The organism is Planococcus sp. PAMC 21323 (genome assembly GCF_000785555.1).
Lineage (GTDB): Bacteria > Bacillota > Bacilli > Bacillales_A > Planococcaceae > Planococcus.
Genome location: NZ_CP009129.1, coordinates 673,955 through 696,604 on the forward strand (window position 1 = coordinate 673,955; position 22,650 = coordinate 696,604).

The following is a 22,650-nucleotide window of genomic DNA, read 5'->3' on the forward strand; positions in this document are numbered from 1 at the left end:
GTTATCTAAAGAAACCGCATGTATTAGCTAAGAGGCTAGCTACATGCGGTTTTTACTGTTTAGTTATTGAATTGTTTCAAAGGTATTTTTGATTTCTTCGTTACCAAAGTGACCCGTCTGATTCTTTACAAGCGTGCCATCTGATGCGATATAAACGGATGTTGGATAGCCGATGACACCGTATTCATCAAAAAATGTACCGCCTTCATCTAATAAGACTGTAATATTTTCAGCATTGGGAAAACCTTTAAACCATTTAGTAAAGGCATCGCTACTTTTTTCTGCATTAGAGCTAGGCGATACAATCGTTAACACTGTGAAGTCATTTTCTTCACCGGCTAATGTATTCAATTCTTTCATGCCACTCAAACAAATTGAGCACCAAGAAGCCCAAAATTTCACATATACTTTTTGTCCTGCATAATCCGTAAGATTTTGCTGATTTCCTTCTAAATCTACCAATTCAAAAGGTGGCGCTACATTTTTTACGTTTTCTTCAGAGTGGGCGCATCCGCCTAATACAAAAAGGAAAGTCATTAGTATACTAATTTTTACCCACGCTTTCATCGCAATCATCCTTTACTGTGAGCGAGCTTAGTAAATCTTTGTAGCTCTATCATATAGTGAAAATTCAATAAAAGACATTCGATTAACTCCACAAAAACCCTCTTCTGATGAAGAGGGTTCACTTAATAGACATAAGTATACTAAATCATAAGCTTCTAGCTCACAATAACTAGAATAGCTACAATTCTTCAAACCTACTTGCTCGCGTTGATTTTTTTCCAAGCATTTTTTCGTATGATTAGATCCGATATATAAAGTTGTTCAGTAGCCGTATCAATAAATCTGTCGCATTGTTCAATCGCAAGCTTTTGCCCAGAATCAATCTCAAAACAACTGCCGTTTCCAGCGGGTTGAGTTAAATCAGGCTCGAAATACATCTCTTCGTATCTAAACGTACCATCGCGAAATACAGTCAAATTGCTGTCTTCGTTTAGTAAAGAATTTCCCAGCATATGAGAAGGGGTAATGCCAACAATATCGAGAATTGTAGGTGCGATATCAATTTGTCCACCTACGCTATTGACTGTTTCTCCTTCTTTTAGATTAGGTGGTTTGATAAAGAGGGGCACTTGACGATCGAGTTCAAATAATTCCATTTCAGTTTCTGCCCCTAAATACTGAGCCATTTCACTATCAGCTTGAGTTAGTCCACTATCGTGATCGCCATAAAAAATAATTAACGAATCATCCCACATCTCTTTTTGTTTTAATTGTTCAATCATAGTCCCAACTGCGCCATCCACATAATGAACAGTTTCGTAATAACCCTTTAATAACGGATCTTCATAGCCGCTCAAATCCAGCTCCTCAAATTTATCAGGAATGGTATAAGGCGTGTGGCTCGATAAGGCTACCATAAATGCAAAATAAGGCTCTTTTAATTGCTCGGTAAGTTCAACAGATGTCGTTAGGAAATCTTCGTCGTTTACAGCCATACCAATCTCTGGTCCCTCAGGAAAGTCTGGTCGACTAAAAAAATGATTAAAGCCGATATTTTCGTAAACTGCGTCACGATTCCAAAAGTCCTTTTTGAATGCGTGCATAGCAGCAGTATCGTAACCAGCATTTTTCAATAGTTCTGGTAAAGCATTAAATTCATTTTCTGCGGCGTATCGTGTATAAACAGATCCTGACTTTAGTGGGTAAAGTGATGTCAGTGTAATAAATTCTGCGTCAGAAGTGCGACCTTCATGTGTTTGATGATAAAACGAAGGGAAAAATTGCGCTTCTTTTTTCAACGCATTTAAATGAGGTGTCAATTCTTGCCCATTTACTTGGTGATCGATTACAGAGGTTTGGAACGACTCCAATTGGACCACAATAATATTCGGTTTTTTTGAATCGGACACGGTGGATGGTGTGTCTGGTACCACTTTCCGGATTTGTGCCTCTTCTTCTTTAGTTAAATCACTTTCTTTGAAAAAAGAACCAATACCCTGAGCAAAATCTAATCCATGATAGCCCCAAAATCCAAGCTGATAATATTCTCGCATATTTGAAATTGGCTCACCAATAAGCCATTCTTCATCGTTGCTGTAACTAATAGCTAGCGGAATGACAACAAATGCAAGCCCTAATACAAAGCCAGCACCTGCAAAAACACGTTTGTTTTTTTGCGTAATGGTATCTTCTTTATGGCGAGCAGAAAAAAGCAACAATGAGAAGAAAAGCAAATCGGCAAAAAAGAGGAAGTCTTTCGCTTCAATTAAGGTTAGAAATCCACCACCAACATCACTCATTTGCGTAATATCGGAAATGAGTACGATAGATAGTAAATCAGTAAAATAGCGATAATACCATAGGTCCGAGACCAATAAGGTGCTATGCAAAAATAACAATGCAAGCAAGATCCAATTCCGCTTTTTTCTATTCAATAATAAAGTCCAACTAGATAAGACCACAATAGAAGCGAGATTTAGAACGAAAAAGCTAAAAGAGAAATGGGTTCCAGCATATATGCTGAATAATAATATTTTTGATATGGATAGGATTAGATAAATCCAATACTCCAGAAACTTCATTAGACACCTCCAAATAATATTTTCCGCGTTATATATAACTTAAGGTTAGATAAAACAGAGTCATACTTTTTAATACCACTCGGAAGAAGACTAGAAACATTGTTAAGTAGAGAAGCTCATAATATTTGCCGTTTAAATATGTGATGGCTTAGGGTACTTATTAATTAGAGAGAAGTTAGAAGTAAGATTCTTTAAGAGGGAGTGTTAGTTATGGAAATATCTAAAAAAACCTCAAGTAATAACACATCAGAAAATAAGGCATGCAAACACCCAATCTTATCTATTGGTCAAAATTTCACAATAGATTTTGGGAAACAACAATCACTTTATGGGAATTGGCAAGTAGTGGAAAATGACAAAGCTCCGTTTTATACGTGTTACCGGGTATTAGAGAATGGTCAATTATCTAGAAGAAGATCGGCCGACAATCGTCGCCAGTTTTTTGAAGCTGAAATTTATTATGCTATGACTAAAAAAGAGTAAACCGAAGAAGGAAATAAAGTAAAACAGCCGCTCAGTTAAACTGGGCGGTTGTTTTTGATAAGAAAAAACTAGTTGTATTAAAAATAGATAAACCACCAAAAAATAGATAGATAATTTCAAATCTTGCTGTAATATAAAAGTATTACAAAAGAAGGTTAGGTGATACATAGCATGAAAGAAAAAAAGCAAGATATCGAAATACCGTTTGGTTTAGCACTCCTTCCATTAGTTGTTATGATCGCCGTTATGGCACTCACAATTATTGTGTTTGAAGGAAGCCCTCACGTACCGTTAGCGATCGGAGCAATTGTTGCTGGAATTATTGCTTGGCGCATGGGGTATAAATGGGAAACTATAGAAGAAGGTGCTTACAAAGGAATTCGTCTAGCGCTTCCCGCGATTCTCATTATAATTGTAGTTGGGATGATAATTGCTTCATGGATTGGCGGCGGTATCATTGCAACAATGATTTATTACGGCCTACAAATTATTACGCCTTCTTTATTTTTAATGACCATTTGTATTATTTGTGGAATTGTTGCACTTGCAATCGGTAGCTCATGGTCTACGATGGGCACAATTGGTGTTGCAGGTATGGGGATTGGGATTAGTATGGGGATTCCGGCTGCAATGGTTGCAGGAGCGGTTATCTCTGGATCGTATTTTGGCGACAAAATGTCACCTCTATCAGATACAACTAATTTAGCTGCAGGTATTACGAGTACGAACTTATTCGAACATATTAAACATATGCTATACACGACAGTACCAGGATTAATGATTGCATTAGTGGTTTACTTTTTCCTAGGTCGTCAATTTGCTGGATCGGCGATTGATAAAGGAAATATTGAAGGAATCCTATCATCACTCGACAGTAACTTTTTAATTTCTCCTTGGTTATTATTAGTACCCGCAATCATTATCGTATTAGTAGCATTTAAAGTACCAGCGTTACCAGCTTTGTTGATCGGTGTTTTCCTTGGGTTTATGTGCCAAATATTCGTTCAAGGAGGTAATGTTGGAGCAGCAGTTAACACGCTTCACGATGGCTTTGCTATTACTTCTGGTAATGATATGGTTGACGATTTATTCAATCGTGGTGGCATCGCTTCTATGATGTTTACAGTTTCCTTAACAATTTTCGCAATGGTTCTTGGTGGAATATTAGAACATACAGGAATGTTGAGAGCGATTGTTAACCAGATTTTGAAAGTAGCGAAATCGGCAGGTAGTTTAATCGCAGCGACAATTGTATCTGCTTTTTTCACAAATGCAACCGCTTCCGAACAGTATATTTCGATCCTGATTCCAGGCAGAATGTATGCAAGAGCTTATCAAGACAAAGGACTGCATTCGAAAAATCTTTCACGTGCACTTGAAGATGGAGGAACGTTAACGTCTCCATTCGTACCATGGAATACATGTGGTGTGTTTATTTTTGCAACTTTAGCCGTACATCCATTTGCATATGCGCCCTATGCGGTATTAAATTATGCTGTCCCGGTTATCGGCATTGTGATGGGGTTAGTTGGCTATAAAGTTCAATTTTTAACAAAAGATGAAGTTGAAGAATTAAAAGTAAAAGAGCAAAGAATGAACAGTGAAAACGGATTGACTGAGGGCGTTTAAATTTTCTTCATTCGATGGTTACAAACAAAGCGAGCCGTCTCTTTGAAATACAAAAGAGAGGGCTCGCTTTATTGTGTAAACTATATTATTCTATCGGCTGTCCCGTGCCGTATAAAAGCCACGGTGAAGGCAACTCAAAAGGATGGTTGTTTGGTAATGAATGCACTTGCGAAGGGCTCAAGTCTATCCAAATAAAAGGGGGCGTATTTACTTTTATGCTTAACTCCTGCTGTGCCATTGAAATTGTTTCCCACAATCCAGCCTGTTTTAATAGATCATCCCATGGATATACCACATGTAAGTAATATTCACGCTTATAATCTTGTTTTGTAATTAGTATACGATCTTGCTGGGGATTCTCAAAAATAGACCATTGAACAAGCTTTTCTTCAGGAAATAATTTTTCAGAAGCAGGAAACGCGTAATAGCATTCATAAGGAAAAACAGCACCTGTTTGGATATATAGTTTCTTTATCCACGCTTTCTTTTTTGATAAATCGTTTACTTTTCTCCATAGCTTTCCGTCACTCTCCAGTATAGAAGTATCGCTTGAAATTGCACTATATAGTGTGGAGATAGCTGTGAGTCCAAGTTTATCCATAACGCGCCGCGCCGATATGTTGTTTTGTTGCGTGTTTGCACCGATCCACTGAATAGTAGAAAGTGTTGAAATTTGCTTCATAATATACCTCATTAGTTGTGTTGAAAGGTTGTTACCACGATAACGCAAGTCACTACGCATTCTTCCGAGCATGACGTATTGTTCTGCAAAAATCGTGTAGCCTCCAATGCTTGCAAGGTGCTCGTCAATAAATAAACCATACATGCGGCTAGAGCCACTTGATATTCGATCATATACTCGAAGAATATAGTCATTCTCGATCCCGGTGTGCATTTTTTCTAAATATTGAAGATCATTAGATCGTAATTGACGTATCGAAACCTCCATAAAAACACTCCTTATTTCGGATGAATTAGCTATTTATATTATATACAAGAATATTGTATTCGGTATGCTAAGTGTTGTCATGTATAATGAAGGAAGGGTTTCCATTATCTTTTACTACAAAATGTGTGTATAGTAGATAGAGTGAAAAAGACGTTATTTACGGTAATTAACGCGTTAGTTTAAAGGGGATAAATAATTTGGAAAAACATATTATGGGTATTCGTGATAAACTATCTAAGGGTGACCACGTATTTTATTATGCAGAAGACAATGATCGCTATATTGCTAATGCTGTTTCATATATTAAGGATGGTATAGAGCAGGGTGATCAAGTACTATTCGTGGAAAATGAACGATCTTATCCTAAAATAGTGGAACAACTTGAAATGCTTTTTACTAAAGAACAGTTAAAGAACTTTCATTATATAAATAATTTTACGTTTTACTGGCGGAATGGAAATTTTCATCCACCGACCATTTTAGAGTATTTCTCTACATTGATTGATCCATTTTTAGAGGAAGAAATGAGCTTCCGAACTTGGGGGCATATAGAATGGCGAGGCGATGTCGAAATCTCCAAGAGTATTGAGGAGTACGAATCTGCTGTGGAACAATTAGTTCCCGAAATGAATGTGATTTCAGTATGCGCTTATGATGCGGCTCGATTATCAAATCCACTTAAAGAATTATTATTAAACTGCCATAGTTTGTTCATGACGGACGATACAATCACACCACTTGTGAAATAACTTGATATCATTAGACAAAAACTACCCATAAAAAATTATGGGTAGTTTTTTTGTGTCGAATGTTCAAGTTGAAATAAGTTTGTTATTTTGTCAGAATATTGACAATTGTTTTGTTTGGGGATTATATTTAATGATAAGATTAGTTGAATTTAAGAATTGAATAGAAAAAAGTTGCTGTTTCAAAAGGGGGAAAGACCGAAATGTCCCAACTTAGAAACTATCATTTCGGCTCGATCATTGAAGGCAAAGAACTAGATAAACAAGAGCATAAAGAAATCGCAATCCACAATCCATACAATGCTGAAGTGATTGGGAAAATTTTATACGCTAACTCTCAAGATGTAGAAAGCGCAGTTACGAGTGCACATCGCGTTTATACGAAAACGATGAAGAAAATGCCGATACAAAGGCGGACTGAAATTCTACGGAAAACGGCGGACTTACTCGAAAGTGAAACAGAACAATTTGCACGTCTGTTAACTTTAGAAGGAGGCAGGCCTATTAAAGTTAGTCGGCTAGATGTAGCCCATGCTGCTCAAGTGCTACGCTTTGCATCACTCGCAACAAAATCAATTTATGGAGAGCGAAGTTCAATAAACCAAGTGGCTGGAAAAAATCACTTCGGTATAGTAAAACGGGTATCACTGGGTGTAATAGCTATCAGTGTACCTGTTAACTATCCACTAGCATTATTTCTATATAAACTAGCGCCGGCAATTGCAGCAGGTAACACGATTGTCTTGAATCCAACTGAGTCAACGGCCTTTTCAACAGGGTTACTTTATCGCCTGTTTGAAAAAGCAGGTATGCCAAAAGGAGTTATTAACATAGTCATAGGTCCCCATCAAAGTTTACTAGGAAATTTAATAAACCATCCAAAAGTAAAACTTTTGATAGCTACTAAAAGTTGGGGGAGAAAGAAACATCATCAAACCGAGAAAAAATTATTAGAGTTCAAAACGAAGAATCCTACAATTATCTTTAATGAAGCTGATTTGGAGTTTGCGATTACCACAATTGTGAATGAGGGGTTACTTCATACAGACCTCTCGATTATGTCTGCTCAGCATGTTTTCGTGCAAAAAGGAGTTTATGAAAAGTTTTTGGGAGAGCTCATAAAAAAAGTACAAGCACTTAAAGTCGGAGATCCATTAGATGACACTATAGATATTGGACCAATGAGAACGATAGCAGCTGCAGAAAAAGCAAATGCGTGGGTAGAAAATATGATTGATAATGGAGCTAATGTATTGATTGGCGGTGGCCATCACCATTCAATGATGGAACCGACGATAATTATTGATGTAGAAGCAGACAAGACAGAAAATCATGTCATTTCACTTGCCCCAATTATTCATATTATACCTTTTCAAACAAAACAAGACGTACTTTCTTATATGAATGAGCCCGAATCTCTTTTGCATGCAGGTGTTTTTACAAGAAATAGCAAAAGAACGACACGTAAAGAAGAAGTCAATTTAGCCATCAAAGAAATGACCGCAGTAAAAATGATTGGCAATAATCTCTTATAAAGGATTAACTCGACGCTTGAAAATCTATTTTTAAAGGAGAATGATCATGATTAAAAAGTTATTTCCTTATTTAAACTTTGAAGGAACTGGCAGAGAAGCGGCCCATTTTTATACGGAAGTGTTAAGTGGAAAGTTAGTAGGCATGATGACGTTCGGTGATGCAAATGATGGGGATATGGAAGGCATGCCAGATAGCGCAAAAGATTTGGTCATGAATGCTCAAATTGATTTAAAAAATGGAGACATGTTGATGATTTCGGATGTCGTACCCGGTCTTGGTATGCCAGAATTTAAACAAGGAAACAATATAACCGTTACCTTGTTTTTTGATAATGTTGAAGAAGGACGAACTGTTTTCAATAAATTGGCTGAAGAGGGTAACATCGTAATGGAGTTACAGGAAACTTTTTGGACACCATTATATGGAAGCCTAACCGATAAATTTGGCATCGACTGGCAAATTTCAGTCGAAGTTGAACAAAACTAAAACGAAACATCAAATCTTAACCCTAGTAATAAAAGTACTTTTAAACTGAATTTCAAACAGTCTATGAACAAAAGAAGAAAGGCTTGCATTCTACGACTGAAAGCCACTATAATATAAAACATTGATTCACTATAAAAAGAACAATTTATTTGAGGTTTCGTAGTTTTTGTTGAAGAGAAAATTACAGCATAATAAATAGTCTTAAGGTGACGTGCAAATGCACGCCCTTTTTTTGTGGGATGAACAAAATAGCTTGGCTGAGGATTGTCTCAGGATTGGAGTTTAGTTATGAATAAATGGATGAGATTAGTAATTATTTTTATTTCCTCAATCGTTCTTGGGGTTGCGTTTAATATGTTCTTGCTACCGCATGAAATATTGGCAGGCGGTGTAACTGGTATTGCGATGATGCTCGGTTTAGTAACACCTTTAAATGCAGGGGTGTGGATGATTGTTTTAAATATCCCGATTCTCGTTGTGGGATGGATGAAACTCGGAAAGAATTTTATAGCGAATAGCTTGTTTTCGGTCGTTGTTACATCGATTTCAATGTTGTATATTCCTGTAGTGAAAATAACAGAGGATGCACTACTCTCTACTGTATTTGGTGGTGTTATTGCCGGAGCAGCCATGGGCGTTATTATTCGCTATTATAGTTCAACAGGTGGGTTTGATGTTATAGGATTATTGTTATCAATGAAACGTGATATCCCATTGGGTGCGCTTGTCTTTATTCTGAATAGTGCAGTCGTTTTTGTTTCTGGTTTCGTTTTCTCATGGGAACTGGCTATGTATACGATGGCTTCAATTTACATTTCAGGGCTCGTTATTGATCGTGTGCATACACGTCATATTAAGCTAAGCTTGATGGTTGTTACAACGCAAGGCGATGCTGTTAAAAAAGAGTTGCTTGATAATTTATACCGAGGCATTACTGTAGTTGATGGTGAAGGTGCTTATTCAGCGACCAAAGTAAAAGTATTATATAGCGTAATTGGTCGTCACGAGTTGGCATTTGTTCGCCCGCTCATCAAAAATATTGATCCAAACGCATTTGTTAGCATTAGTGAGACGATGGAAGTTATGGGGAATTTCCGGAAAGACGATAACTTCATGAAAAATCCAATGTTAAAAAACTCTTCAGTTTCCTAAACTGAAGAGTTTTTTTGCACCTATAGGAACTGATTATTGAAACAATAAGTAATCAGCTTCTGAAATAAAATCGTTGCTAATATCGATAAACAAATAAAATTCATCGGACAATGGGAAACTAAAAGTACGAATCATTTTAGTCGTTTCAATATCAGAGTATACATCTGATAAAATTCCTTTATGCCATGTTTTCATTTGCATGACGTTTTCCAAAAAGTACGGTCGGAACGCCCAGTAGGAGCCAATATGATCTGATTCCAAAACCCAATGGTCTTGCCGCTTTTGGTAATTTGAAGACACTTGCTGTCCATCGCTATTGCAAACGTATAACCGGAAGCTTTCTTTATCAAATGGTTCAGCTAAGGACTCAATGAATTGGTCAGCAGTATCAGCCCCTTGCCATTTAGAAAGGCGCTTTTTCACTTTTTCTTCTAAGCTGACTGTGAAGGCGTATCGTTGTTGGATCATAGACTTCTCACGCTGAACAAAAGCCGTGATTTTTTCTCTAACAGCTAACGGATTGAAACTTTCGGCTGGAAGTTCAAAAGCTGGTTTTGCTAAATAAAAGCCTTGGTAATAATGACCGCCATTTTTCCATGCGAAATACAATTGATAGCTATCTTCAATATTTTCATAAGAAAGTTTTGCACCAATCCGTCGTGCTAATACGGTTAAGGTTTGAACAACGTCTTGGAATGCCTCAGGTTTGGCATTTCGAACGAGACTTGTATCCACTTTTAATATATGAGGACGAAGTTGGCGGATACGGTCAATGTTAGAGCTCTTTGCTCCGACATGGTCAACAGCAATCTGAATTCCATAGGTTTTGTAGTACATTAATAAATGATGGAGCCTATCAAAATCTTCATCGAAATCGTGTTCGGTGATTTCTAAAACAATCCGATTCATAGAAAACCCTTTTTTTTCGTATTTCTGTAATGTTTCTAAAAAATCTTCACCACTATTAATCAATAATTGTTTAGCGTTTCGGTTGATAAATAACAGCCTATCATTACCAGAATCGAGCAATTGACAAATAGCGAGCTCTAAAAGATGCTGATCGACAACCACTTTGTATTCATCAGGTACGTCGCTGTCATGAAAAAAATTACCCAAACTAATCCATTCATTTTGAAAATGGAAGCGTCCCAAAACTTCGTAGCCAATTACGGTATGTTTGACTGCGCTAACAATAGGTTGAAAAGCCGGCTTAACATCAGATAAATTTTCAAGAATATCTAGTGGATCCATAATGATTGCTCCTTTGCTGCAAATCTATCGAATCTGCGAAAAAGATTACATGATCATAAAAAAGTAAATGACGACCATCATAATCATGATAGCCAACATAGAGGAAATTAAGGTGATATGCATATTCGATGGAGTAAATGTTTCGTTTATAAGTTGCTGCCGTTTCTTTTTATAGTTTTGTGTCGCTGAAAAAATAACAATGAGACCGAAAATACAGGCGAATATACCGAGGGCAATGGTGAACGTATCCACAAACGTATTGCGCGTAACACCCATAGTGAAATGCAAACTAGTTGCGAGAAAGCCAACGCCGACGATCGAAATGACGGTGCGAATCCATGCCAAATATGTGCGTTCATTGGCAAGATGTTGTTGAGTATAGGTTAATTGGTTTTTTTCTTTTTTATAGGATTGGCGTGACATTCCAGTTTCTCCTCCAATAAGTATAAGCTTTTTAATTTTAACGCGTTGGATTTGAGAAAAATGATATATTTCTAGTATAAATGAAGCAATAATAAAAAGGAATTTAGAATAAGCTAGAAGTCTATTAGCTTATCAGATAGAGCTTTATAATCGAACCTAATAAAGTCACTATAAAAGTACTATTATGTTGATATGAAATCTACCAGCTGTTTTGTTTAAGTGGACATAATTTATGAAGAAGATAAATTAAATGGGTAAAAGGGGATGAAGTAGTTGAAGAAAATTACGTTAAGTTTACTGGTTTTTATGATGTTCAGTTTAGTTGTCTTGGGGAACTCAAAAGTGGTGCGTGGGAAATTGAAAGATAGGGATAGTAAATCTAATCGTTTGTGGAATATTGCACATCGTGGAGCATCTGGACATGCACCTGAACATACAATGCCGGCTTATCGATTAGGTAAAGAAATGAATGGCGATTTTATAGAAATTGATTTGCAAATGACAAAAGACGGAGTTTTAATCGTAATGCACGACGAAAAAATAGATCGAACTACTAACGGCTCAGGTTACGTGAAAGATCTGACACTCGCGGAGATCAAAAAATTAGATGCCGGCTCTTGGTTTAACCGAGCGTATCCTGAAAAAGCACAATCACTGTATGAAGGGTTGCAGGTACTAACTCTCGAAGAAGTGATTGAAACATTTGGCCAAGGTTCCCACTATTACATTGAAACCAAAGCGCCGGAAATTTATCCAGGTATGGAGAAGGAACTCGTAAGGTTATTGAAAAAGCATAAGTTGACTAATCAAAATGCTAAAGTGGTCATACAGTCTTTTAGTCAAGACAGCTTACTAAAAATGAACAAACTAGCCCCAGAAATCCCATTAGTTCAACTGATTTCTTATTCAAAACCAGCAGTAATAACGCATGATGAACTAGATAAGATTAAAGATTATGCTATTGGTGTAGGAATAAACTATAGGAAAATAGACAGGAATTTCGTCGAGCAAGTGCAAAGTCATGGACTATTAATCCATCTTTACACTGTCAATAAACGTGCGGATATGGAACGCTTAATCGAGTGGGGCGTCAATGGGATGTTCACCAATTATCCGGATGTTTTGGAAATGGTCTTAAAAAATCAGTAATAATAGAGATGAATAAGTTATCTGTATAGTAAATTTGTATATCAATATCAGCTGTTTAATGGGAGTATCAATTACCAAAATTACTCGAATCAATAATCTTGGACAAGTAAAACGCACAGAGCGAATAGCTCTGTGCGCTTTATTCGATAAACTCTAGGTCTTTAATCCATGTAGATAAGTGGGCTTTTGTGGCAGAATTTAAATTTTTATCGATATTTTTCAACAAGTCCATGTCGTAGTTTTTGTCATTAGAGCTTTTGACAAAAGTTGTTGTAAAGGCGGGATTTCGCAAAGTAATGTTGCTAGAGTCAGCTGTCACACTTTTCACAATATCAAGATGCAAAATGGCACCAATTTGTCGGTCTAATCCGTCTTGGCCCGATAAAAAGTTACCAAGCGAATATACTGCAAAAACTTTTCTTCCGTCTGTAGTTTCAATCCATTCAGGTGGCTGCAAAACGTGAGGATGGTGCCCTAAAATAATATCAGCACCATTTTCAGCAGAAAAATGAGCCAATTCCATTTGTTCAGCATTCGGCATGTGTTCATATTCTTGACCAAAATGCAGACTTAAAACGACCACATCAGATACTTCTCTCGCACGTTTTAAATCTTGTTGGATAATTAAAGGATCGATACGGTTCACCAAGTAATCCATTCCGACAGGCGTTGGAATTCCATTTGTACCGTACGTATAAGATAGAAAAGAAAACGTAATATTGTTACGTGTTACTAATGTAACTTCTGCTCGATCATCGCTCGATAACGCTGCGCCGGTATGCACCATGCCAATTTGATGCCAGTACTGAATCGCATTTTCGATAGCCAGTATTCCTCGATCTAGCGTGTGGTTATTTGCCAGTGTGACAACATCTACACCAGAATTTTTTAACGCAGCGCCTATTTCGTACGGACTGTTAAAGGCAGGATAAGTAGAAAGTCCGATTTCACTTCCCCCAACCACACTCTCAGAATTGGCGATGGTTAAATCAGCCTGTTCGAGAAAAGGCGTAACTTTCTCGAGCATAGGATTGAAGTCATAGCTATTTTCTTTTTTAGCATCTAAGTAAACACGTTCATGAATTAGAATATCTCCAACAGCAGATAGCGAAGCGGTATATTCTAATTTCAGCTTTGCAGGACTAGGGGAGATTGGAGAATTTCGGTCTTCAAAAACTATTGGCGAATTTTCGTCGGCGTTAGTAGCAATTGAGCATCCAACAAGAGGAAGGGTTGCAGCAACTAATAATAGAAAATGACCTAATTTGTTAAAGTTCACTTGTCTCACTCCAAAAATTTAGTAAGATCTTGAACACTTCCTATATGTAAAAGTCGCTTTAGTTTTGTTCATCTATTTGAACGGAGTTTCTATCTTTGCGGCAATTGAAATAAGAGTTGGGTTTCTCATGGATCTTCATCTATAGATTACTACTTTTGAAGTCGTTAATCTATAGAGTAAGCGTTAATTTCAATCGTTCCTCAACTTAAAAAACTCATCGGCTAAGCTGGATGAGTTTTTTTGTACTAAAAGTTAGTATTCCGAGAGTTTCTTTCTTTAAAAACAAAGTATTTAATCATGAAAAAGCTAGCGATAAAAGAGGCAAACATCGCCAGAGTTTTTGCAAGATTAAGGCGAGACCAATTAGACATATCGATAAATTGTAACAACAAGTTGGAACTTAAAAATACGCCATTATTAATTAGTAAGCTAAATAGACCTTGCAGGACAAAAAAGAGTATTTCTTTTCGACTGCCTTTAGCAGAACGGCGAAAGGTAATTCTAGAATTCCAGTAATAACTATTGCTAATCGCCAAGCAATAGGCAATCGTATTAATCAGCGCTAAAGTTCCGCTCTGGTTAGTCGGGTATAAAAGTAACAATAAATTGAGCGAACCGATATCTACTGCCGCATTGGAAATTCCGATTATGGTAAATTGAAGTGGCTGAATAGCTGCTTTTCGTTTTGGGCTATTCTCCATCACAACACTCTATTCTCCGGCATTTCGGTTTTTTTAATCGATAGTTTGAAAAGAATCCATTGTATTGGTTTCGGTAACTTGTTCATACACATCGCGAATTTGTTCTGCTACAGCAGCCCAACCGAGATCTGCAATATCTAATAAAGCTTGTTGAGCTAGTTGTTGACGAAAATCAATATCTTCTAGTTGTAGAATAGTTTGCTTAAAGCTTTCTGGATCTTTTGAGTCGTATAAAAGACCATTTTTGCGATCTATCACTTGTTCTTTTGTAGGACCACTTTCAGCTGCAACTACAGGTAATCCAGAAGCCATTGCTTCCATAATTACTAACCCTAATGTTTCTGTAGTTGAAGGGAAGACAAAGACATCTGCAGAGGCAAAAGCTGAAGCCAATTCATCATCATGAATAAATCCAGTGAACACGGTTTGTGTTTTATTGAAATAAGTTTCAAGTTCTTTCCGGTGGGGACCATCACCGATAATAGCCAAGCAAAACTGATTTGAAGTTAGTAAGACATCACGAATTTTTTCGATTTCTTTTTCTGCAGCTAAACGTCCAACGTAGAGTAACAGAATTTTGTTGTTTTCCCCATTAGTTAGGCGAGAGCGCATGTCCGCTCTAGCATGTTTAGGGTGGAATTTTTCAGTATCAACACCACGTTTCCAAACATGCAATCGCTCAAACCCTTTTTCTTTTAATTCTCTTAATACAGTTTGAGATGTGCATAGATTAAGGTCTGCTGAATTATGCATTTTTTTTATAAACCACCACATAATCCAATCTAATTTACCAAGTTTGTAATATGCCATGTATTGTGGAATATTGGTGTGGTAAGAAGCCACCATAGGAATTGCTAGTTTTTTGGCATAAGAGATACCAGAATAGCCAACAACAGCGGGATTAACTATATGGACGACATCGGGATTAAAATCGATCATATATTTTTTAACGAGTCGATTTGGAAAAGCAAATTTTTTAGATCGATAAAAAGGAAAAGCGAATGCAGGAATCCCTTTGACAAGGGCGCCATCAAAAATTTTGACACCCAAATCGGGCGCAATGATTTGAATTTCATGACCGTCTCTATGCAACCACTGAATGCAAGCTGTTAATCTCGTCACAATCCCGTCAGTTGAAGGCAGAAAAGTTTCAGTGACAATTAGAATTTTCATTGAAACTGCTCCTTCCTGCGAAAGTAGATCTTCTACTTCCACTTAACAGTAGGTAAAACATTTTCTTTAATCACACGATTTTTGTGGACGAGGGCGAGTTTTAATACTTCACGTATAACATCGTCCGTTAGTAAATGAGGTTCTAACCCCAAATCTAATAAATTAGTATTCACCGCTTCATAAAAATGCTCTTCTACTTCTACTCGAGGATTTTCCAAATGACTAATGCCGACAGTGAGACCTTCTCTAGCCGCTACTTTTTGTACCATTTGTGCCAATTCGAGTACTGAGAAATCCTCAGTAAATTGGTTAAATACACGAAACTCACCTGGTTCGGCTGGGTTTTCAGCAGCAATCTCAATGCACCTCACCGTATCTTCTATATTTAAAAATCCACGAGTTTGTCCACCTTTTCCATAAACCGTTAAATCATGCTCGATAGCTGCTTGTATAATAAAACGATTCAAAGCTGTTCCAAAAATTGAGTCATAATCAAGTCGATTTGCCAACATGGGATCTAATTGAGTTTCTTTTGTTGAAAGTCCATAAACGATTCCTTGATTTAAATCTGTTGCACGAATTCCCCAAATTCTACAGGCGAACATAATATTATGGCTGTCATGCACTTTAGAAAGGTGGTAGTAAGAACCCGGTTGTTTAGGGAAAGGTAAACGATCTTTGCGACCTTTGTGTTCGATTTCGATATAACCTTCTTCTATCGGAATGTTCGGTGTACCATATTCACCCATTGTTCCAAGCTTGATCAAATGACAGTCGGGGACGATATCTTTTATGCCATACAACACGTTGAGCGTGCCGACCACATTATTAACTTGCGTGAAAACAGCGTGATCCCGATCAATCATAGAGTAGGGCGCAGATCGTTGTTCGGCAAAATGAACAAAGGCTTCAGGTTGTTCTAGTTCAAGAACCTTTTTTAAAAACTTGAAGTCTTGTAAATCACCCTCATATGTACGTAGTTCTTTTCCGGTCAGTTCTCTCCATTTAGCTACGCGTTCTTCAAGAGAAGCAATTGGCGTGAGTGAATTTGAAGTGAGTTCTTTATCCATCTCTCTTCTAATCATATTGTCAATAATGGTAACATCATGTCCTTTTTGGGATAAATGCAAAGCAGTTGGCCAACCACAAAACCCGTCTCCTCCAGCAATAATAATCCTCATAAAAAATCCCCCCATCCTAGATTTTTTCTGAATATTGAATATATATCTTTTGTACCACTTTATCGTACAAAATAAACCTTGAGCAACTACCAGCTAATCGCCGAGCTCAAAGAATAAATTGAAGTAGTATGGTGATAAAGATTAGTCCGGCAATAAAAGAGGGATAGCTACTATTTTTTTCAGATGGCAATTCATCATTTAAAATATTTAAGATAATGCCTCCTGTAAGAAAAGCAGAGAAAAAGGCAATATTCAAATCAGTAGTGTCTGTTAAATGATAAAGTAACCAACCAATTAATACAGAAATCGCTAATACCCAGCGGCCAATACTGGTATACAGGTCTTCGTGTGTTAAATGCAATACGCGATTATTGGCAATAAAGTGAAATGAAAAGACCACAAAATAAATAATGTAATCAGGGATTTTTTCACCACTCAAATCAACGAGCAAATAGCCAATCAATATGTTATATAAAGCAAATCCGAAAATTTCAAGAGCAAAGACAGATTTACTTGGTTGGGAAATGTTATCTTCTTTTTCATTTTTAGCTTTTGACTTTTCGTTTAGTTGATTAATACCATAAAAAAATGCGATACCGGCAAGCGTTAACAAATAAGTAGAATAATCTAAGTGTTCAATCCATGTTGGCAATTGGGCTTTTTCAGTTACTTCTTGGTAATGCGTCAGTTCCGGAACTAGATGCAGAAAGACATATGCGATTGACCCACCAGAGACAAACGACATTAATCGATCTTTTGGCTTTCGATCTAAAAATTTTATGTAGTTGGTAGCAATATGAACAAGCATGAATGCAATAACTATTACTAAGCCTAAGTAAAACATGACATCCCCCCTTTAACGACTTAAAAATGTATACCCGAATCTTCTAAGTCCATTCAGAGCATAAAAAACTTTTAAATATTAAGTAGATAAATAGCGTAGCCTGTATTGTGATTTGGGTATACATAACTAATTCATCTTTAAAGCAGAATGGAGATCCGCTATGGACTTATTGCTTACAATTTTTTTATTGTTGATTTGTTTGTTGATATCAAACGTTGTCAGTCACTATACGCCTTTTATTCCAACTGCTTTAATCCAAGTAGCTCTTGGAGTGATTTTGGTGCTCATGTACGAAGACTTTTCATTTGATATTGAAACGGAATGGTTTTTACTGCTGTTTATTGCGCCGTTATTGTTCAATGACGGCAGTCGTTTTCCAAGAGAAGAACTGTGGAGGATGAAAGGACCGATTTTGGGCAATGCAATCATACTCGTATTGCTGACTACAGTCGTTGGAGGCTATTATATTCATTGGCTGATAGAAGAAATACCACTTGCGGCAGCATTTGCGTTAGCAGCTATTCTGTCACCAACAGACCCAGTAGCAGTTAATGGCATTGCACAGCGAATTCGTATTCCACAAAAAGTATTGAGTCTTGTTAGAGGTGAGTCGCTGATTAATGATGCATCAGGACTTGTTGCATTTAATTATGCAGTGGCTGCTGTTGTCACAGGCTATTTTTCATTATCGGAAGCTATATTCGATTTTTCCTATAAATTTTTGATTGGTGGAATTTTGGGTCTTACGCTTGGATTATTAATCATTAGCATTCGTTTAGTTTTACGGAAGCAAGGAATTAATGACGTTACATTTCATACATTACTGCAAATTATGACTCCATTTTTAATTTTTATCGTAACTGAAGAGCTTCTTCACGCATCAGGGGTAATCGCGGTAGTTGTGGCAGGGATTGTACATTCATTAGTAAGAGAACAAACAGAAACGTTAATCGCGGAAGAACAAGTGTTAACTGAAAATATCTGGACGATTATTCTCTTTATCCTAAATGGAGTAGTCTTTTTACTATTGGGATTAAGCATACCGACTTCGATGAGCGGTGTGCTCGAAAATTTGGAGATTAACTTATGGTTGCTGTTGCTTTACGTTTTAGCAGTTGGCCTGATGATTCTTGGCATTCGCTTTATCTGGGCTTATTTATTTTCTCTGTATGAATATCATTATGGAAAAATGAAAAGTGCAGCCAAGCCAAGTTTGAAATTGACTTTGTATATCAGCTTAACGGGGGTACGAGGGACCGTTACAATGGTTGGGGTATTATCTTTGCCATTTTTATTGGAAAACGGAGAGGCATTTCCAAACCGTGCACTTCTCTTATTCTTGGCAGCTGGGACGATTCTTTTTACGTTAATAGTTGCAACTATTTTCTTGCCTTTACTTAGTAAAGGTCAAATGGCAGGTAGTGAGACTACTGAAAAAATGGATCTGAACGAAGCCCAGCGGCGTATTTTGTTGGCGTCAATACGAAAGATAAAAGCTGAAATCACAGAAGAAAACGAAGCTGTCGCCTACGAGTTAATCGAAGAATACGAATTGCATTTTCGTTATATTCAAACAGAAGAAGTTACAAAAGCTCAAGCGAATAAAAAATATCAACGCAAAATACGAGAACTTCGCTTGAAAGCCTTAAAGCTTGAACGTAAGTATGTGCAAAAACAATACCGCAATAAAAAAATGAAAGAAGAAGTATATGATGCATTTGAAAAGTCATTAAACCGTCGGGAAGAAGTGGTCGCTGATAATGCACGTTCGACTATGTTGTATTTACAAGGTAAACTTATTCGAGCGTGGAGGCGTTTTAGAGGTCAAAATTCTCGCGAAGAAGAGACGCGTTTGGTCGAATTTCAAGAAGGGTTACAACTTCAATTAGAAGCGTTACAAGAAGCGCTTTCTGGATTGGAAGCACATGCTAAAAAGTATGAACCGAAAGAAATCATAGACGCAGTCATCTCAGATTACAAACAAATGACCAGTCGTTTAAAGAAACCAGAAGCATTGTACGATGAAAAATACGAATTGCAAAAAGAAGAGTTGCGGGTAGTTGTTATGGATATGGGGCGCTCTGTCATTTATAAAATGTATGTAGCAGGAGAAATTACGAGAGAGCAGGCAAAAGAACTGAGACGCTATATTCATAATGTTGAAAGTGTCACGCTTTACGAAACTAATGAGTAAGAAAATAAAAGAGGTATTGGTATCATTAAAAAAACAGCGCAAGTACTTAGCGCTGTTTTTTGTCATGAACTTCGTAATCGTCACTCACTTAAAACGGGATGTTCTTCATAATCATAAACAAGATCAGGTAAAACAGAAGGTTCGATATTTTTCCAAATCAATTGATCACGCGTGGCATTATCTATTGTGAAAGACATGACGCTTTTATCTTCTACATCTTTTTTGGTATTTAAAACTGGATAAATCCAAGATAACGAGATGTCATCGAGTTGGTTGATTTCTGAGGTGGCTGCCAGAATATGGATGGAATCTTGCCACATCGTTTGCTTTGTAGAAATCATGGTGAATTTTTTATCCGCATTTAAAGAAATTTCCACATCCCACCCTGATGAATCTTGAGAAAGAACGACATCAGATACACGAGCTTTACGGTTGATATTACTAGTTGCGCCAGCTTGCTCGTTGATGATTGTGGTGATTTCATCTTTTAAGTTTATTGCTTCTGGCGATTCAGGCTTTATTAGCGAACCACCAATTATGATGAGAATAACGGCTATTATAAGAGATAAGAAAACAAAATGTCTCCATTTGGTTGCTTTAGCTATCATTTGTAACACTCCGTTTCCATTGTTGTGATTTTTAGTATAAAGGAAAAGAAAGTCATTTTGAAAAAACTCATCCAATTTTGATGAACTTATTTGATAATACGAACATGAAAATTTTCTGAAACACACTATCTAAGATGTGCAAAAACGGTATACTGAAAAAAAGAGTCGGAGTAGTCCATCGAAAATAGGGGGGAATTCATTGAAACAAGAGAAAATGATGAAAAGCTATATCGACTCGCCTGACAAATTAAAAAAACTGTATCGTCGAACTTTATGGGTTGTTGCACTTGCTCAAATCTTCGCTGGGGTTGGGCTAACAGCTGGAGTAACAGTCGCTGCTCTTCTTGCTTCAGACATGCTTGGAACAGACCGATACGCGGGTGTACCAGTGGTTTTTTTCACGATAGGCTCGGCAGGGGCAGCACTTATCATTGGCAGACTTTCTCAACGGTTTAGTCGACGGATAGGTTTAGCATCAGGATTTCTAACGGGTGCATTTGGTGCGTTAGGAGTTGTTGTTGCTGCGTTATCGAATAATATCTTTTTACTGTTTATATCTTTAGTGATTTATGGTGCAGGGATGGCCACAAATTTACAAGCGCGCTATGCAGGGACAGACTTAGCTACAGTTAAGCAACGTGGTACTGCGATTAGCGTAGCATTGGTATCATTAACCTTAGGTGCGTTTGCCGGACCGAATTTAGTTGGGGTTATGGGCAGCTTTGCAGAATCTATTAATATTCCGTCTTTGGCCGGTCCTTTTATTTTGGCTGCGGCAGCATTTAGTCTAGCAGGATTCGTTATTTTAATTTTATTAAGACCAGATCCACTTCAAGTTTCCAAAGCTTTAGCAGCACATTTACAAACGCTTGAAGAAAGTTCGGAAGTGGTGGAAAAAGACGATTCTGCTATCGATAGAAAGGGTGTTATCCTTGGCGCAACCGTAATGGTATTAACACAGTTAATCATGGTAGCGATTATGACGATGACGCCAATTCATATGGGGCATTATGGTCACGACCTTGGAGACATTGGATTAGTCATCAGCATACATGTAGTTGCCATGTACTTGCCCTCAATTGTCACAGGAATACTTGTGGATAAGCTGGGTCGAATTTTTATGACAGCCGCCGCCGGGGTCACATTTATGGCAGCAGGTTTAGTTGCGGCATTGGGACCAAGTGAATCGATAATAGGTTTAATGTTCGCACTAGGTTTACTAGGGCTTGGGTGGAATTTTGGATTTATTAGCGGTACGACATTGGTGGTGGATTCAACCGATCCAACTACGCGCGCAAAAACGCAAGGAACAGTCGATGTATTAATCGCTTTAGCTGGTGCTACAGGCGGGGGACTTTCCGGCATGATTATGGCACAGTCTAGTTTTGCTGCCATGTCTTTAGGTGGTGGATTTCTTGCACTTGCATTAATTCCTGTTGTCCTCTGGTCGACTAAAAAGACGATAGTTTAGTCAAATAAAAAAGTGCGCAGTTCATTTTGAACTACGCACTTTTTCTGTATCGGATATTACGGGTTTGTAGACCAAAGCCCAGCTGATTTCAATAACACACGAGGGTGAAGTTTTAATTGAGCCACCATCATTTCAGCTAAATCTTCTGGCTGCATTACTTTATCAGGATTGCCATCAGTTAAGTTTTCGCCTATCGCTAAGTCAGTTGCAACTGTACTTGGTGTTAAAGCACTAACACGGATATTGTGTTTTCTCACTTCTAGCATTAACGATTCTGTTAATCCCATAAGACCAAATTTCGAAGCGCTATAAGCGCTTGTTACGGGTGCACCTTTTTGTCCAGCAGTTGATGAAATATTGATAATATCACCTGATTGACGCTCGATCATTTGCGGCAATACAGCGCGTGTTACATAATACACACCCATCAAGTTAGTATCGATAATTGCTTTGAATTCTTCAGGTGATAAATCAAGGAAGTTACCGAATTTCCCAATGCCTGCATTATTGATCAAAATATCAATCGATCCAAGTTCAGTCAAAACGTGTTCAACTGCAGCATTTACTGAATCTTGATCGGCAACATCAGCCACTGCAAAAACAGTTTTCACGCTGTATTGCGCGAGTTCTGCTGCAACTTTCTCTAGGTTTTCAGCAGTGCGTCCTACAAGTCCAACGTTTATACCTTCTGCTGCAAAAGCAATAGCTGTAGCGCGGCCAATCCCTCGTCCTGCTCCTGTAATTAACGCATTTTTACCTGTTAAGTTTTGCATATAGATAGCTCCTTTTTATATGAAATCAATTTCC

20 protein-coding genes and 1 pseudogene are annotated in these 22,650 nt (G+C 37.5%); 9 read left to right on the plus strand and 12 right to left on the minus strand.

Features of this window, described 5'->3' with window-relative positions:
• Positions 1 to 63: 63 nt before the first annotated feature.
• Positions 64 to 567, minus strand: coding sequence for a TlpA family protein disulfide reductase (locus PLANO_RS03405; protein ID WP_038703012.1), 504 nt, complete (start codon positions 565 to 567; stop codon positions 64 to 66).
• Positions 568 to 1,091: 524 nt separating this feature from the next.
• Positions 1,092 to 2,588 (minus strand): annotated as a pseudogene (locus PLANO_RS03410) (LTA synthase family protein); the annotation flags it as partial.
• 210 nt (positions 2,589 to 2,798) lie between these two features.
• Between PLANO_RS03410 and PLANO_RS03415 the strand changes: the two are divergent.
• Together PLANO_RS03415 and nhaC are read left to right on the plus strand one after the other, a co-directional pair.
• The gene (locus PLANO_RS03415) at positions 2,799 to 3,071 is read left to right on the plus strand and encodes a hypothetical protein (RefSeq protein ID WP_038703016.1); all 273 of its coding nucleotides are present in this window, start codon (positions 2,799 to 2,801) and stop codon (positions 3,069 to 3,071) included.
• Positions 3,072 to 3,242: 171 nt separating this feature from the next.
• A complete protein-coding gene (gene nhaC, locus PLANO_RS03420) occupies positions 3,243 to 4,700 on the plus strand; it encodes a Na+/H+ antiporter NhaC (protein ID WP_038703018.1) in 1,458 nt (485 codons plus the stop codon).
• Between the two features lie 85 nt (positions 4,701 to 4,785).
• Here nhaC and PLANO_RS03425 read toward each other — a convergent pair whose 3' ends face one another.
• Positions 4,786 to 5,649, minus strand: coding sequence for an N-acetyltransferase (locus tag PLANO_RS03425; protein ID WP_038703020.1), 864 nt, complete (start codon positions 5,647 to 5,649; stop codon positions 4,786 to 4,788).
• A 197-nt stretch (positions 5,650 to 5,846) separates the two neighbouring features.
• Between PLANO_RS03425 and PLANO_RS03430 the strand changes: the two genes are divergently transcribed.
• The 4 genes from PLANO_RS03430 (at position 5,847) to PLANO_RS03445 (ending at position 9,569) form a co-directional block, all read left to right on the plus strand.
• Positions 5,847 to 6,398 (plus strand): MEDS domain-containing protein, encoded by a 552-nt coding sequence (locus PLANO_RS03430; protein WP_038703022.1) that lies wholly within the window; start codon positions 5,847 to 5,849, stop codon positions 6,396 to 6,398.
• Between the two features lie 200 nt (positions 6,399 to 6,598).
• The gene (locus tag PLANO_RS03435) at positions 6,599 to 7,930 is read left to right on the plus strand and encodes an aldehyde dehydrogenase family protein (RefSeq protein ID WP_038703024.1); all 1,332 of its coding nucleotides are present in this window, start codon (positions 6,599 to 6,601) and stop codon (positions 7,928 to 7,930) included.
• Between the two features lie 46 nt (positions 7,931 to 7,976).
• On the plus strand, positions 7,977 to 8,417 hold the full coding sequence (locus PLANO_RS03440; RefSeq protein ID WP_038703026.1) for a VOC family protein: 441 nt from the start codon (positions 7,977 to 7,979) through the stop codon (positions 8,415 to 8,417).
• A gap of 288 nt (positions 8,418 to 8,705) precedes the next feature.
• On the plus strand, positions 8,706 to 9,569 hold the full coding sequence (locus tag PLANO_RS03445) for a YitT family protein (RefSeq protein WP_038703028.1): 864 nt from the start codon (positions 8,706 to 8,708) through the stop codon (positions 9,567 to 9,569).
• Between the two features lie 33 nt (positions 9,570 to 9,602).
• Here the strand turns inward: PLANO_RS03445 and PLANO_RS03450 are convergent, their stop codons facing one another.
• Positions 9,603 to 10,820: an EAL domain-containing protein gene (locus PLANO_RS03450; protein WP_038703030.1), complete on the minus strand. Its 1,218-nt coding sequence runs from the start codon at positions 10,818 to 10,820 to the stop codon at positions 9,603 to 9,605.
• A 45-nt stretch (positions 10,821 to 10,865) separates the two neighbouring features.
• A complete protein-coding gene (locus PLANO_RS03455) occupies positions 10,866 to 11,243 on the minus strand; it encodes a YidH family protein (RefSeq protein ID WP_038703032.1) in 378 nt (125 codons plus the stop codon).
• Between the two features lie 306 nt (positions 11,244 to 11,549).
• Between PLANO_RS03455 and PLANO_RS03460 the strand changes: the two genes are divergently transcribed.
• Complete coding sequence (locus PLANO_RS03460; RefSeq protein ID WP_052124359.1) at positions 11,550 to 12,392, plus strand: glycerophosphodiester phosphodiesterase; 843 nt, start codon at positions 11,550 to 11,552, stop codon at positions 12,390 to 12,392.
• A gap of 139 nt (positions 12,393 to 12,531) precedes the next feature.
• Here PLANO_RS03460 and PLANO_RS03465 read toward each other — a convergent pair whose 3' ends face one another.
• From PLANO_RS03465 to PLANO_RS03485, 5 genes are all read right to left on the minus strand, one after another.
• Complete coding sequence (locus PLANO_RS03465; RefSeq protein ID WP_038703036.1) at positions 12,532 to 13,671, minus strand: CapA family protein; 1,140 nt, start codon at positions 13,669 to 13,671, stop codon at positions 12,532 to 12,534.
• A 245-nt stretch (positions 13,672 to 13,916) separates the two neighbouring features.
• Complete coding sequence (locus PLANO_RS03470; protein WP_038703038.1) at positions 13,917 to 14,372, minus strand: GtrA family protein; 456 nt, start codon at positions 14,370 to 14,372, stop codon at positions 13,917 to 13,919.
• 33 nt (positions 14,373 to 14,405) lie between these two features.
• Complete coding sequence (locus tag PLANO_RS03475; protein WP_038703040.1) at positions 14,406 to 15,545, minus strand: glycosyltransferase family 4 protein; 1,140 nt, start codon at positions 15,543 to 15,545, stop codon at positions 14,406 to 14,408.
• 32 nt (positions 15,546 to 15,577) lie between these two features.
• Entirely contained in the window at positions 15,578 to 16,726 is a 1,149-nt protein-coding gene (locus tag PLANO_RS03480; protein WP_038703042.1) for an NAD-dependent epimerase/dehydratase family protein, read from the minus strand.
• Positions 16,727 to 16,832: 106 nt separating this feature from the next.
• Positions 16,833 to 17,570 carry a hypothetical protein gene (locus tag PLANO_RS03485; RefSeq protein ID WP_038703044.1) on the minus strand — a complete coding sequence of 246 codons (738 nt, stop codon included), beginning with the start codon at positions 17,568 to 17,570 and terminating at the stop codon, positions 16,833 to 16,835.
• Positions 17,571 to 17,730: 160 nt separating this feature from the next.
• On the opposite strand from PLANO_RS03485, the gene PLANO_RS03490 reads away from it, so the two are divergent.
• A complete protein-coding gene (locus tag PLANO_RS03490) occupies positions 17,731 to 19,764 on the plus strand; it encodes a Na+/H+ antiporter (protein ID WP_038703046.1) in 2,034 nt (677 codons plus the stop codon).
• 80 nt (positions 19,765 to 19,844) lie between these two features.
• Here PLANO_RS03490 and PLANO_RS03495 read toward each other — a convergent pair whose 3' ends face one another.
• Positions 19,845 to 20,372 carry a hypothetical protein gene (locus PLANO_RS03495; protein WP_231554753.1) on the minus strand — a complete coding sequence of 176 codons (528 nt, stop codon included), beginning with the start codon at positions 20,370 to 20,372 and terminating at the stop codon, positions 19,845 to 19,847.
• Between the two features lie 214 nt (positions 20,373 to 20,586).
• On the opposite strand from PLANO_RS03495, the gene PLANO_RS03500 reads away from it, so the two are divergent.
• Positions 20,587 to 21,843, plus strand: a complete 1,257-nt coding sequence (locus PLANO_RS03500) for an MFS transporter (RefSeq protein ID WP_038705365.1) — start codon at positions 20,587 to 20,589, stop codon at positions 21,841 to 21,843.
• A gap of 56 nt (positions 21,844 to 21,899) precedes the next feature.
• Here PLANO_RS03500 and PLANO_RS03505 read toward each other — a convergent pair whose 3' ends face one another.
• Positions 21,900 to 22,616, minus strand: a complete 717-nt coding sequence (locus PLANO_RS03505; protein WP_038703048.1) for a 3-ketoacyl-ACP reductase — start codon at positions 22,614 to 22,616, stop codon at positions 21,900 to 21,902.
• Between the last annotated feature and the right edge of the window lie 34 nt (positions 22,617 to 22,650).

Bases quoted from the DNA above. Each gene is read 5' to 3' on its own strand.
- PLANO_RS03405 (WP_038703012.1), bottom strand. From the start codon at position 567: ATGAAAGCGTGGGTAAAAATTAGTATACTAATGACTTTCCTTTTTGTA.
- PLANO_RS03415 (WP_038703016.1), top strand. From the start codon at position 2,799: ATGGAAATATCTAAAAAAACCTCAAGTAATAACACATCAGAAAATAAG.
- nhaC (WP_038703018.1), top strand. From the start codon at position 3,243: ATGAAAGAAAAAAAGCAAGATATCGAAATACCGTTTGGTTTAGCACTC.
- PLANO_RS03425 (WP_038703020.1), bottom strand. From the start codon at position 5,649: ATGGAGGTTTCGATACGTCAATTACGATCTAATGATCTTCAATATTTA.
- PLANO_RS03435 (WP_038703024.1), top strand. From the start codon at position 6,599: ATGTCCCAACTTAGAAACTATCATTTCGGCTCGATCATTGAAGGCAAA.
- PLANO_RS03440 (WP_038703026.1), top strand. From the start codon at position 7,977: ATGATTAAAAAGTTATTTCCTTATTTAAACTTTGAAGGAACTGGCAGA.
- PLANO_RS03445 (WP_038703028.1), top strand. From the start codon at position 8,706: ATGAATAAATGGATGAGATTAGTAATTATTTTTATTTCCTCAATCGTT.
- PLANO_RS03450 (WP_038703030.1), bottom strand. From the start codon at position 10,820: ATGGATCCACTAGATATTCTTGAAAATTTATCTGATGTTAAGCCGGCT.
- PLANO_RS03455 (WP_038703032.1), bottom strand. From the start codon at position 11,243: ATGTCACGCCAATCCTATAAAAAAGAAAAAAACCAATTAACCTATACT.
- PLANO_RS03460 (WP_052124359.1), top strand. From the start codon at position 11,550: ATGATGTTCAGTTTAGTTGTCTTGGGGAACTCAAAAGTGGTGCGTGGG.
- PLANO_RS03470 (WP_038703038.1), bottom strand. From the start codon at position 14,372: ATGGAGAATAGCCCAAAACGAAAAGCAGCTATTCAGCCACTTCAATTT.
- PLANO_RS03475 (WP_038703040.1), bottom strand. From the start codon at position 15,545: ATGAAAATTCTAATTGTCACTGAAACTTTTCTGCCTTCAACTGACGGG.
- PLANO_RS03480 (WP_038703042.1), bottom strand. From the start codon at position 16,726: ATGAGGATTATTATTGCTGGAGGAGACGGGTTTTGTGGTTGGCCAACT.
- PLANO_RS03485 (WP_038703044.1), bottom strand. From the start codon at position 17,570: ATGTTTTACTTAGGCTTAGTAATAGTTATTGCATTCATGCTTGTTCAT.
- PLANO_RS03490 (WP_038703046.1), top strand. From the start codon at position 17,731: ATGGACTTATTGCTTACAATTTTTTTATTGTTGATTTGTTTGTTGATA.
- PLANO_RS03495 (WP_231554753.1), bottom strand. From the start codon at position 20,372: ATGATAGCTAAAGCAACCAAATGGAGACATTTTGTTTTCTTATCTCTT.
- PLANO_RS03500 (WP_038705365.1), top strand. From the start codon at position 20,587: ATGATGAAAAGCTATATCGACTCGCCTGACAAATTAAAAAAACTGTAT.
- PLANO_RS03505 (WP_038703048.1), bottom strand. From the start codon at position 22,616: ATGCAAAACTTAACAGGTAAAAATGCGTTAATTACAGGAGCAGGACGA.